The organism is Arthrobacter mobilis, assembly GCF_012395835.1.
In the GTDB taxonomy this organism is placed as follows: domain Bacteria; phylum Actinomycetota; class Actinomycetes; order Actinomycetales; family Micrococcaceae; genus Crystallibacter; species Crystallibacter mobilis.
The window spans coordinates 1-11,703 of the sequence record NZ_JAAZSQ010000013.1; the positions used below are offsets into that span (position 1 = coordinate 1).

At 67.0% G+C, this 11,703-nt stretch carries 12 protein-coding genes; 3 read left to right on the plus strand and 9 right to left on the minus strand.

Annotated features, from left to right (window positions below; genetic code table 11):
• The 5 genes from pyk to HGG74_RS13330 all read right to left on the minus strand — a co-directional run.
• Positions 1-788 (minus strand): pyruvate kinase (gene pyk / locus HGG74_RS13310; protein WP_168487072.1); only part of this gene is annotated, 788 nt, incomplete at its 3' end.
• The gene (locus HGG74_RS13315; RefSeq protein ID WP_205761887.1) at positions 785-1,936 is read right to left on the minus strand and encodes a glycerate kinase; all 1,152 of its coding nucleotides are present in this window, start codon (positions 1,934-1,936) and stop codon (positions 785-787) included. The genes HGG74_RS13315 and pyk, both read right to left, overlap by 4 nt.
• The gene (dctA, locus tag HGG74_RS13320; protein WP_246262891.1) at positions 1,933-3,363 is read right to left on the minus strand and encodes a C4-dicarboxylate transporter DctA; all 1,431 of its coding nucleotides are present in this window, start codon (positions 3,361-3,363) and stop codon (positions 1,933-1,935) included. The genes HGG74_RS13315 and dctA overlap by 4 nt, the downstream gene beginning before the upstream one ends.
• Before the next feature lie 175 nt (positions 3,364-3,538).
• A complete protein-coding gene (locus HGG74_RS13325) occupies positions 3,539-4,636 on the minus strand; it encodes a tartrate dehydrogenase (protein ID WP_168487074.1) in 1,098 nt (365 codons plus the stop codon).
• Between the two features lie 121 nt (positions 4,637-4,757).
• Positions 4,758-5,654, minus strand: a complete 897-nt coding sequence (locus tag HGG74_RS13330) for a LysR family transcriptional regulator (RefSeq protein WP_168487076.1) — start codon at positions 5,652-5,654, stop codon at positions 4,758-4,760.
• A 196-nt stretch (positions 5,655-5,850) separates the two neighbouring features.
• Here HGG74_RS13330 and HGG74_RS13335 point away from each other — a divergent pair, with 196 nt between their 5' ends.
• Positions 5,851-7,455: an SLC13 family permease gene (locus HGG74_RS13335; protein WP_168487078.1), complete on the plus strand. Its 1,605-nt coding sequence runs from the start codon at positions 5,851-5,853 to the stop codon at positions 7,453-7,455.
• A 591-nt stretch (positions 7,456-8,046) separates the two neighbouring features.
• Here the strand turns inward: HGG74_RS13335 and HGG74_RS13340 are convergent.
• Positions 8,047-8,247, minus strand: coding sequence for a cold-shock protein (locus HGG74_RS13340; RefSeq protein ID WP_168487080.1), 201 nt, complete (start codon positions 8,245-8,247; stop codon positions 8,047-8,049).
• A gap of 191 nt (positions 8,248-8,438) precedes the next feature.
• On the opposite strand from HGG74_RS13340, the gene HGG74_RS13345 reads away from it, so the two are divergent.
• Positions 8,439-8,741 (plus strand): DUF4193 domain-containing protein, encoded by a 303-nt coding sequence (locus HGG74_RS13345; protein ID WP_168487082.1) that lies wholly within the window; start codon positions 8,439-8,441, stop codon positions 8,739-8,741.
• A 192-nt stretch (positions 8,742-8,933) separates the two neighbouring features.
• Here the strand turns inward: HGG74_RS13345 and HGG74_RS13350 are convergent, their stop codons facing one another.
• From HGG74_RS13350 to HGG74_RS13360, 3 genes are all read right to left on the minus strand, one after another.
• A complete protein-coding gene (locus HGG74_RS13350) occupies positions 8,934-9,212 on the minus strand; it encodes a hypothetical protein (RefSeq protein WP_168487083.1) in 279 nt (92 codons plus the stop codon).
• A gap of 255 nt (positions 9,213-9,467) precedes the next feature.
• Positions 9,468-10,151 carry a TM2 domain-containing protein gene (locus HGG74_RS13355; protein WP_168487085.1) on the minus strand — a complete coding sequence of 228 codons (684 nt, stop codon included), beginning with the start codon at positions 10,149-10,151 and terminating at the stop codon, positions 9,468-9,470.
• Between the two features lie 587 nt (positions 10,152-10,738).
• Entirely contained in the window at positions 10,739-11,044 is a 306-nt protein-coding gene (locus HGG74_RS13360) for an NIPSNAP family protein (protein ID WP_168487087.1), read from the minus strand.
• 372 nt (positions 11,045-11,416) lie between these two features.
• Between HGG74_RS13360 and HGG74_RS22140 the strand changes: the two genes are divergently transcribed.
• Positions 11,417-11,703 (plus strand): TetR/AcrR family transcriptional regulator (locus HGG74_RS22140; protein ID WP_168487219.1); only part of this gene is annotated, 287 nt, incomplete at its 3' end.

Sequence of the window (11,703 nt, forward strand, 5' to 3'; positions counted from 1 at the left end):
AGCTCGATGGCGCGCTTTTGCACCAGCGGGACCTGCTCCAGCGGCAGTTCCACGCCCAGGTCCCCGCGGGCGACCATGACCGCATCGAACGCGTCCACAATCTCCTCCAGGGCCGCCACCGCCTGCGGCTTTTCGATCTTGGCAATCACCGGGATCCGCCGCCCGGCCTCGTCCATGATCTCGTGCACCCGCCTGATGTCGGCCGCCGAGCGGACAAAGGACAGGGCGACCAGGTCCACGCCCGCCTTCAGCGCCCAGCGCAGGTCGGCCTCGTCCTTTTCGCTCAGGGCCGGCACGTTCACCGCCACCCCGGGCAGGTTGATCCCCTTGTTATCGGAGACGGTGCCGGCCACGGTCACCTCGGTGACCACCTCCGTGTCCGTGACCGCCACCGCGCGCAGGGCCACCTTGCCGTCATCGATCAGCAGGGTGTCCCCGGGCGCCACGTCCCCGGGCAGGCCCTGGTAGGTGGTCGAGCAGATCCCGGCGGTACCTTCGATGTCCTCGACGGTGATGGTGAACCGGTCCCCGGCCGCCAGCTCGTGCGGGCCGTCCGCGAACCGGCCCAGCCGGATCTTCGGCCCCTGCAGGTCCGCGAAGACCCCCACCGGCCGGCCCAGCTCCGCCGCGGCCTTGCGGATGTTGCGGTAGGTCTGTTCGTGCACGCCGTGGTCGCCATGGCTCATGTTCAGCCGGGCAACGTCGGCGCCGGCGTCCAGAACGGCGAGGGTTTGGGCGTAGGTGCCGGTGGCGGGGCCGAAGGTGGCGACAATTTTTGCGCGTCTCATGAATGGATGGTGTCCTTGCCGGAGGTCAGGGTGGCGGCGATGTGCCGCCCGGTTTCCGCCAGCAGCGCGGCCGAGAGCGCGGGGTCGGCGGCGCTATCCTGCTCGGTCATGCTGCTCAGGGCATGGATTCTTTGGATGCGGTGCTCGGGAAGCCGGTCGGTCGTGAGCGCGTTGTGCCCGACGACGGCGATGACGGGCACCGGGGCGGCGCGGCGTGCGACCACGAGGGGCAGTTTGCCGGAGAGGGTCTGGCCGTCCATTTTTCCTTCTCCGGTGATGACCAGGTCGCAGTTTTCCACGGCCTGCTCGAAGCCGAGCAGGTCCAGGAAGAAGTCGGCGCCGGAAACCATCCGCGCGCCGAGCAGCATGGCCGCGTAACCGAGCCCGCCGGCGCTGCCGGATCCGGGTACGTCCGCGCAGGCTGTGCCGGGCCAGCCGGCCTCGTCCAGACGCCGCATCAGGTTTGCCAGCCCAACCTCGAGCCGCCGCACGTCGTCGGGGCTTGCTCCCTTTTGCGGCCCGTAGACCGCGGCCGCTCCCCCGGGGCCGAGCAGCGGGTTCCGGACGTCGTTGGCGGCGACAAGGTCCACACCGTGGAGCGGGATAAGGCCGGCCGGATCGATCCGGGCAATGTCGGCCAAGGTTCCCCCGGAGGGCACGAACGGCTCTCCGGCCGCGTCGAGGAACTCTACCCCCAGGGCACTGAGCATGCCGGCACCGCCGTCGGTCGTGGCGCTTCCGCCGAGCGCCAGGACGATTTGCTCCGGGCCGTGCCCGAGGGCCGCGCGGAGGGCCTGGCCGAAGCCGGCGCTGCTGCTGGCCAGCGGCGCCGGCCGCCCGGGCGGCAGCATCTGCAGCCCCGAGGTGGTGGCCACCTCGACGACGGCGACGGAGCCGTTGGACGCCACGGTGGTGGTTGCGGGGGCACCGGCGGGGCCGGTCACCGGCACCGGGATCGGCGTGAAGCCCGCATCGAGGGCGGCCTGGACGCTGCCGTCCCCGCCGTCCGCCAGCGGCAGGGACCTGCAGCTGATCCTGCCCCGGGTGGAACCGGCGGTGAGGCCGGCTTCGAGCCAGTGCGCGACCTCGGAGGCGCTGAGCGAACCCTTGAACTTATCCGGGGCCAGAAGAATCCTGATCGGCCTCATCGTGCCCCGGCCTCCACCGGCACCTCGTCGCGGCAGGCAGGCATGCCTTCCTCCCCGACAGCCGGGGCGGGTGTTCCATCCGTGGGTTCGGGGGCGTGGACGGCCGGGGCGGTTGCCTCCAGGGGCGGAACGTCCTCGCCGTTGAAGACCCGGCGGACGCGTTCGATGTCCAGGGATTTGTCCCACCAGGCGATGAAGAGGGTAGCGACGGCGTTGCCGCAGAAGTTCACCAGCGCGCGGCATTCGGACATGAACTTGTCGATGCCGAAGATGAGCATGATGCCGGCGGCCGGAATGGTGCCGAGCGTGCTCAAGGTTGCGGTCAGGGCGATGAATCCGCCGCCGGCGACGCCTGCGGCGCCCTTGGAGGTCAGAAGCATGACGGCGAGCATGCCCAGCTGCTGGCCGACGGTCAGTTCGGTGTTGGTGGCCTGGGCGATGTAGACCGCCGCCAGAGAGAGGTAGATGGCGGCCCCGTCGAGGTTGAAGCTGTAGCCGGTGGGGACCACCAGACCGACGGTTTCCTTCTTCACCCCGGCATGCTCGAGCTTGCGCATCAGTCCGGGCAGGGCAGGTTCGGCGGTGGAGGTACCCAGGATCAGCAGGAGTTCTTCCTTGAAGTGCTTGAACATCTTGAAGATGTTCAGCCTCAGGAACGCCATGACCCCGCCCAGGACAACGATGACGAAGACGATGGACGTGCCGTAGAAGAGAAGGATCAGCCAGCCCAGGCTGGAGAGGGTTTCCACCCCGTACTTGCCGACGGCGAAAGCCATCGCGCCGAACGCGCCCAGCGGGGCGGCCTTCATGATGAAGTTCAGGACCTTGAAGATGATCTTGGTCAGCCGCTGGACCACGTCCAGGACGGGCGCCCCGACCTTACCGACCGCGTTCAGGGCGATGCCGAAGATGACGGCCATGAAGATGATCTGCAGGATGTCGCCTTCGACGAAGGGTTCGGCCATGCTGCCGGGAACGATGTGGGTCAAAAACTCCCACCACTGCTGGCTCTCGCCTTTTTCGATCAGCTCCGCCGCGGTGCCGGTGGTTTCGATCTTGCTCGCGTCGGCATTGACGCCGTCGCCGAGCCGGAAGACATTGATCGCGACCAGGCCCATGACCATGGCGCAGATGGTGCCGATCTGGAAATAGGTCAGCGCCTTCAGGCCGGTCACTCCGACCTTCTTCAGGTCCGCCACGCTGGCGATGCCGCCGACGATGGTCAAAAAGACGATGGGGCCGATGAGCATTTTCATCGCCTCGACGAACGTTGTGCCGATCGGCTGCATCGCTTCCCCGGTTTCCGGGGCCAGCCAGCCGACCAGGATGCCGATGACGATCGCCGTCAGCACCCAGAAATACAGCTGCCTGTACCAGCGCCTGGGCGGGGCCGGCAGGCGGCTGCCGCTGTCGATGGTGTGGTCCATGATTCCTACCTCATTGTTGGAAAAGTCATGCTCCGCGTGTCTCTTTTCCCGGAGCCGGGGACTTGGAAGCACAAAAGGGGGGTCCGGAAGCAACCGGCTCTTCGCGGAGCATTGCCCCGTCCGGCCAGCGGCCGTCGCCGGCCGGACGGGGCAAAAGGGGGTTCAGGCCAACTGGTCAGACCGCTGCGAGGGATTCGCTCAGCGCCGCCACAATCGCCTCGGTGACCTCATCGGTGTTGGCTTCGCCGCCGATGTCACGGGTGAGCCGGCCGGATGCGGTGGCCGCTTCGATCGCGGCTTCGACCCGGCGGGCCTCTTCGTGCAGGCCGAAGTGGTCCAGCATCAGCGCGGCGCTGGCGATGGCGCCGATCGGGTTGCTGATGCCCTTGCCGGCGATGTCGGGGGCGGAGCCGTGGACGGGTTCGAACATACTCGGGAACCGGCGCTCGGGGTTCAGGTTGGCGCTGGCGGCCAGGCCCAGGCTGCCGGCCAGGGCTGAGCCGAGGTCGGAGAGGATGTCGGCGTTCAGGTTCGAGGCCACCACCACCGACAGGTCCTCGGGGCGCAGGATGAACTTGGCGCTCATCGCGTCCACCAGCACGCTTTCGGTCTGCACGTCCGGGTAATCCAGCGCGACCCGGTTGAACACTTCGTCCCAGAGCACCATGCCGTACTGCTGGGCGTTGGACTTGGTGACGGAGGAGACCTTCTTGACCGTACGGGTCCGGGCCAGGTCGAAGGCGAAACGCATGATGCGTTCGCAGCCCTTTTCGGTGAACAACGCGGTCTGCAGGGCGACCTCGTTGCCCGGGCCGCGGCCGCTGAGGTTGCGTCCGCCCAGACCGGCGTACTCGCCTTCGCTGTTCTCCCGGACGACCACCCAGTCCAGTTCGGTGTCGTCGGCCTTGCGCAGCGGCGACCGGACGCCAGGCAGGAACTTCACGGGGCGGATGTTGGCCCACTGATCGAAATTCTGGGTAATGTTCAGCCGCAGGCCCCACAGGCTGATGTGGTCCGGGACGTTTTCCCAGCCGACGGCGCCGAAGTAGATCGCGTCAAAGCCCTTCAGGGTCTCAAGCCCATCGGGGTCCATCATGACGCCGTGCTTGGCGTAGTACTCACAGCCCCAGGGGAACTCGGTCCAGTCAAAGGAAAACTTTCCGTTGGACTGCCCGGCCAGGGTATCGAGCACCTTCCGGCCTGCCGCGACGACTTCCTTGCCGACCCCGTCGGCGGGGATCGAGGCGATCTTGAAAACCTGGGTCTGGCTCATGTGTTTCTCTCCTGATTGAACGTGCCCCGCATCACATTTGCGGTGTCAGGTTCAATTAGAAGACCCCGGTTCCTATTGCGTCCAAGACCAGATTTGCATACCCCGGATAGGAAGAACCTATCTATTCGCTGCGGGAGGCGGCATACTCCGCGGCCACACCGAGGAACGCGCGCGCCGACGGCGTCAGGTCGGACTGCCGGCTCAGGACGGCCACATGCAGTTCCGACACGGGCTCGATCCGCGCGACCCGCAGCCCCGATTTCCGCGCCAACGGCGCCCAGGACGACGGCATCAGCGCATGCCCGACGCCGGCCAGCACCAAGGGCAGGACGGAGGTGCGGTGCGCCACCTCGACCGCGATCTCCACGTTGACGCCGCCGGCCAGCATGTCGTCGACCAGCCACCTCATCAGCGATCCCCGCTGGGAGACAATCACCCGGTGCCCGCCCAGGTCCTCGCGCGCGATGCTGTCCCGCTGATCGAAGACATCCGCCTGCGGACTGATGATCAGCACCAGGGGCTGTCGCTCGAGCTGCATCACATCGACATCGGGCACCCTGATGGGCCTGTCCGAACCCAGGAGGCCGATCTCCGTATTGCCGCTGCGCACCGAGGCCACGACGTCGTCGGGCGTGAAGGCCGCGTCGACGCTGACGGTGACCGACGGATGCAGGCGCGTGAAGGTAGCGATCATCGAGGTCAGCGGCTCAATCCCGGGCGAAGGCATCGCCGTCATCTCAAGCCTGCCGCTGCGCACCCCCTTCAGCGCATCCAGTGCCGATTTCGCCGCCTCCAGGTCGCGCACCACGATCCGGGCCGGTCCCACCAGCTCCCTGCCCGCCTCGCTGAGCACCGCCCGCCGGCCCACCCGGTGGAACAGCGGGACGCCCACTTCCTGCTCAAGGGTTTTGATCGTCTGCGACAGGGACGGCTGGGCAATGAGCAGCTTTTCCGCGGCACGGCTGAACCCCTGATGGTCCACCACCGCCAGAAAATACTTCAGCTGCCGGATATCCATGGCACTCCCTGCCTTTCCGCCGCAGCACGGCCTGCCAGTCGTATCATAGCCAGCTGCCGTATCCCGGAATCACTTCATTGGTTTTTCCTATCCAGCCGGTAGGGAACACGTCTTGGACGTGACCTGCATCACTGCGGGATGGTAAGGATCATTCACCGACCAAAGGACGGATATGTCCCGCAATCCCTCTGCATCCATGACCAACACTGATTCGCCCCGCCGAACGGACGTCCGCGCCGCCCTGCTAGGCGGGAAAACGTTTCGGAGCCTGAGTGAACAGACGCTCTCCCCCAGGGAGGAGAAGTTCGAACGCGCACGGCAAACGCTGGGTTTCTTCCTCGCCCCCGCCGTGGCGATTGCCTTCGCGCTCCTGCCCACGCCCATGGACCCGACGCAGCAGCTCCTGGCCGCGGTCCTTCTCGGCGTGATCATTCTCTGGATCTGCGAACCGGTGCCCATCCCGGTCGGAGGCCTGATCGGAGTGGCGGCCGTGGTGATCCTCGGCGTGGCCCCTGCCGGCGAGGTTCTGGCCCCGTTCGGGTCGACAACGATCTTCACTTTCATCGGCGCGTTCATCCTGGCCCAGGCCATGCTCAAGCACGGCATCGCCCAGCGGCTGGCCTTCGCCGTGCTCTCCGTGCCCGGCGTGGCCAAGTCCACCTACCGCGTCATCATCGCGTTCGGCGTGATCACCTGCCTGTTGTCCGCCTTCGTATCGAACACCGCCACCGTGGCCATGCTGATGCCCACGGCGCTGGGCATCCTGGCTGTCATCGCCCAGGTCATGCAGGATCGCGGGGTTGTCAAGGCCGACTTCGACCCGCTGCGGCTGCGCGTCGGCGCGGCGCTGATGCTCATGCTCGCCTACGGGGCCAGTGTCGGCGGCCTGCTCACACCCGTGGGATCCCCGCCGAATCTCATCGGCCGCGGACTGATTGAAGAAGCCACCGGAGAACGCATCTCCTTCGCCCAGTGGACGGCCACCGCCGCTCCACTCTGCCTGGCCATGTTCCTGGTGCTGGCCCTGATCATGTTCCTGCTGAACAAGCCCGAAATCCGGCGCATCGAAGGCGTGGAGGAATTCATCCGCGAGCAGAAGGCCGCGCACGGCAGGATGACCCGGGCCGAGGTAAACACCCTGATCGCCTTCGGGTTCACCGTCGCCCTCTGGCTGCTGCCCGCCGTCGCCAGCCTGGCCGCCGGCACCGGCTCCGAGCTCTACATCTTCCTGGACGACCGGCTGGACGAGGGCATCGTGGCAGTGCTCGGAGCATCACTGCTGTTCATCCTGCCCACGAACTGGAAAGAACGCCGGGCCACCCTCACCTGGTCCGATGCCGCCCGGATCGACTGGGGCACGATCATCCTCTTCGGCACCGGCATCATCTTCGGCTCGCTCCTCGCGGCCACCGGACTCGCCGAGACGATCGGCACCGCCGCATCCGAAAGCCTCGGCGTCACCAACATCGTGGCCATCACCGCGTTCTCGGCCATCCTCGCCATTCTCATCTCCGAGACCACCAGCAACACGGCCTCGGCGGCCGTCGTCGTGCCCATCGTCATCCCGCTCTGCATGGCCATGGACATCGACCCGTTCGTCCCCGCACTGGCCGCGACCTTCGCCGCGTCCTTCGGATTCATGCTCCCCGTATCAACCCCGCAAAACGCCATCGTCTACGGCTCGGGCACCGTCCCGATCACCAGAATGATCCGCACCGGACTGGTCTTCGACATCCTGGGCGCCATCCTCATCATCAGCATCGTGCCCGTCATGGTCGCCGCCACCGGCATCGGCGGCTGACCCGCGCAACCGACTTAAAGGAAAGCAATCCGCGGCGGCACCCAACACCTTCCTGGCGCCGCCGCAGGATGCACCAAGAGTGCCGAAAACAGCGCATATGACAGGCACCTAAGATGCAGCTGACCGCATCGATGGGGGCCGGCAACATGAGCAGCTGCCGGCCGCCCTTCTGGGCCGCGATTACCTTCCCCGGCCGAGGACCGCCCGGGGAGATCCCGAACCGGGTCCGGGACGGTGCGCAGCTTCACGGTGAAGCCGAAGAGGCCGGTGCCTTGGGTCAGCCGCCAGCAGTTCAGGAACCGGGTGCCCATGTTCCCACGCGCGTGGCGGCGTCGCGGCCCCCTCGCCGGTGGCAAAAATGCAGGAGCCGGGTACGGCATCCCCCAATCCCGCCCCGGCTCCTGCATAACAGGTCGCTGATCCCTGGCCGCACCCCCACATGCCTGCCCGGATCCTCCCTGCGAAGGCTTCGGCATCACCTCCGTCACCTGAGATGAATCGTATGACCCTTCCGGTGCCATGTCGACGCAAGGTTTGCCAAAGGTTTGCTGCCCTGCAGGGCCCTGCCCGGCGGCCCTCAGCCGTGCGCGGTCAGAGGGGGCGGATGTTCGACGCCTGCAGGCCCTTCGGGCCCTCGGCGATGTCGAACTCGACCTTCTGTCCGTCCTCAAGGGAGCGGTAGCCGCCGGTGATGGCCGAGGAGTGGACGAAGAAGTCCTGACCCCCGTCATCGCGGGCGATGAAGCCGAAGCCCTTTTCAGAGTTGAACCACTTGACCGTACCTGTTGACATGTCCTGCTCTTTCCTGCCGGATGGCTTCATGGGCCCCGCGCCGACGCCCCGCTCCCGCCATCCCCGGGTAACGCTATGTGCCTGGCAGCCGGCGGAGCAGGTCGGCCAGGCGGTGAACAGCCGTGGCCCGGCCAGGGAATATTCCTCGGCGGCGCGCGTTAAGGTACGGCGCAACAGAAAGGATCCACCAGATGGCTACCGACTACGACGCGCCCCGCAGCAGGGACGAGGATGAGGCTGCGGAGCCGCTGGACGTTCTGGGTGCCTCGCACCCGGGAAGATCGCAGGATGAGCTGGTCGATGCCGAGGATGCGGACGTGGCCGAGGCGATCGAACTGCCAGGGGCCGATCTGTCCGGCGAGGAGCTCGTTATCCAGATCGTCCCGCCGCGGCAGGACGAATTCACCTGCTCATCGTGCTTCCTGATCCGCCACCGCTCACAGGTGGCACGGGAAAAGGACGGGCTCCTGTACTGCCTTGAGTGTGAGGGCTGACAACGGCCAGAGGACGCCCGGGCAGTTCCGGCAGCCTTCACCGGTGACCCCCTGTTGCCGGCACCGGTCTTCTGAACATGCCCGCTCAACTGATGCATCCGCCGAAGCCGACGGCGACGCAAGCGGCCGGCAGGGACCGTGGCAAACGCAGGTTCCTCTTGTCGGCCATTAGTACGGCCGGGTGCGGTGGCCTCAGCCCGGCAGCCGGACAATGGCCTCCAGCTGCTGCAATGTCAGGCCCGCCTCATCGGCCGGCTTTTCCCTGGAGACACCCGTTTTCAGGGCGGTCAGGAGCCGGTCCCTGAGCTCATACTTCACGTTGTCCAGTTCGAACCGGGCAAACTCGAGGTCAGCCGCCGCAACCCTGACTCCGTCCGATTCGCCACTGTTCACCGATACCCCCTGATCATGCAGATACTCCGGCCCCCTGGACGCCAGACCAGCCACCCCAGCCCCCGTGACCATCAGCACGCTTAGGTTCCACTGTTGCCTCAGCCGGAAGGCTGCCCGTCGTCCGCGGCAACGGAAGGGGCCACCTGGCCGAAGGAGACGAAGGCCGACAAGCCCGGCCGGCAGGTGGAAGGTCCGGGCAGGAGGCGCGGACGGCCGGTCGCGGCGGAGCCGGAGCGGATCAACCCGTCCCGGTACCGGCTAACGAGGCCCTGGGGTACGCGGCGGCCTGCCGTCTGATTGGAATCCCAGCCGGATTCTGCGAAAGTTCCGCGCCTAGCGCATGACGCGCTGGACGATCTCGGCCGTCCAGCTGCCCGGGGACTGCACGTAGAGCAGGTAATCGCCCAGTCCGGCTTCCACGGTGACCGCTCCGATGGCCGGTTCCAGCGAGGAGATGACCGGGTCCGTCCCGTCGGGCACGGCCGCCGTCCCGGCGGGAAGCAGGTAGATGAACCCGGCCTCGCCAAGGGTGTAGCGGATGGTCAGCGCGTCGCCCTCAACCGCGAACGGCAGGGTCGGCCCCGTCCCGACCCGGTCCGCGAATTCTGCCACCGGTTCCCAAACCGGCTTGGGCGGCAGCACCGATGAGACCGCCAGGCGGACCGCCCCGGCAGCCAGTTCCCGGGCGTGGGGTCCCACCGAGGACACGGCGCCTGCACCCGCCCCGGCGATCACGGCCAGGGAGACGGCCGTGGCCAGGATCCGGTGACTGCGGCTTCCCTTCATCGGATGCCCGCCGCCGTCGACGGCAAACCCGGTGGCGACCGCCAGCAGGTCCCAAGCCCACCAGAGCCCGGCGCCGCCGAGGGTGAGCAGCTTCAGTGCCCCCGTGAGCAGGCAGCCGCGGTGGAACCGGTCGACGCCCAGCACACCCAGGAACAGGGACAGCACCCAGTTGGGACGGAAGTCCTTCAGCTCGGGCAGGTCCACGGGGAAGGGGCCGTATTCGTCGGCCATGGACGGGGAAGGTCTGCCGGTGACCATCCAGTCCGGTGCCGGAGCAGCCTCCTTCAGCCGCCCCTGTACACGGGCCAGGCGCAGCTCCCGGCGGGAGGCCCGTCTATTGGGCTGCCCGAAAGGAAATTCGGCAAAGATGAGAACAGTTTCAGCCCCATCGGCGCCACCGTCAATCCTGCCGCGGACCGGTCTCCTCCGGACGAAACGGACGCATCCGGCCGGCCGGTGCCGAGCCGCTGCACTGGTACGAGAGCCCGGCATGGTGGAAGCCCGACCCCGCGCTGCGCCGGGCCGCTCCCCGACGTCAAGGTCTGGCTTTATACGAGCGGGACCCGGACCGCCTGGCTCAGCCGATAACGGCGCATATGACAGGGATCTTGGGCATCAGCTGGAATGCGCACCCCTTGGTGGCAGTAGGCCAACTTATCTTCACGGTAATCCCCTTACAGTGGTTCTTTCGGCAGGTGCGACCAGCGTGCCAGCGGATAACTGACACCCTTTCTGCCTCACCGCCGTGCACCCCGATTAAGCCGTACACCCCGATTAAGCTGCCCCTGAATTCGATAACAGCCGGCTTTGACTGTGACTCAGCCTGCCGAGAGCCTCTCGCTGGCCGCCTCCTCCAGGATCCTGACCGAAGGCGGTCCGTCAATGATGGTCGCCATCGCATCAGGGTTGTTGAACACCTGGCTGCGCAGCTTCTCCAGGAAGGAAGCCGCAGCGTCCCTGGTGTCGAAGTCCAGATGGACCACCACATAGTTCTCATCGTCCGAGTCCCGGAATATCCGATACGACCGGGCGCCGGAGGCGGCGCGGCCTACCGGATCCTTATCGAACAATTCCTTCCAGGCGGCGTAGTCCCGCACCGAATAACCGACCTGCATGGTGAACATCTTCGTTCCTTCCCCCGTCATCGGTCACGCCCGTCGCGACGGGCCGCGGCGACACTCTAGCCGAGCCGGCCCGCCCCCGCCAGAGTTCCGCCCCGTTGAATCCCGGGAGGGACCGGACCGGATAGAGAACCGTTGATGCCACGAATCGGGCGGGCGCTTGCCGCGAGCGCGGCAAGCGCCACTTCACTGCGCACTTCATCGCGCCCGGTTACGTCTCCCTCGGCTGCCCCGGTTCAACCACGTCACCGGCGAGCGGCAACTCACGACGGCGGTGCCCCATTTCGCGGGGAGCGCCCCGGACTGCCCGGGCGGAACCGGTCCGGTGCCGCCGGGCGGATGCGTCCGCTGCGGGTTTGGCCATAGGCTGGCCGGGTGGATACAGGCACCGTGAACTCCGGCGAACAGGTTGACAGGCAGTCGCGCATTCTCGAGGCGGCACTGGACCTGCTCTCGCGCCACGGCATCTCCGGGGTGAACATGCGCGCGGTGGCGCGCGAGGCCGGCGTCGCCCTGGGGCTGGTGAACTACTACTACGAAGACAAGACGAGCCTGATCCGTGCGGCCCTGCACCGGATCGACGAGCACGACCTCATGCTGCTCGCCTCCGACCCTGCGTCTTCGGCGGACGAGCAGCTGCGCACGGCCCTCCACCGCGTGGC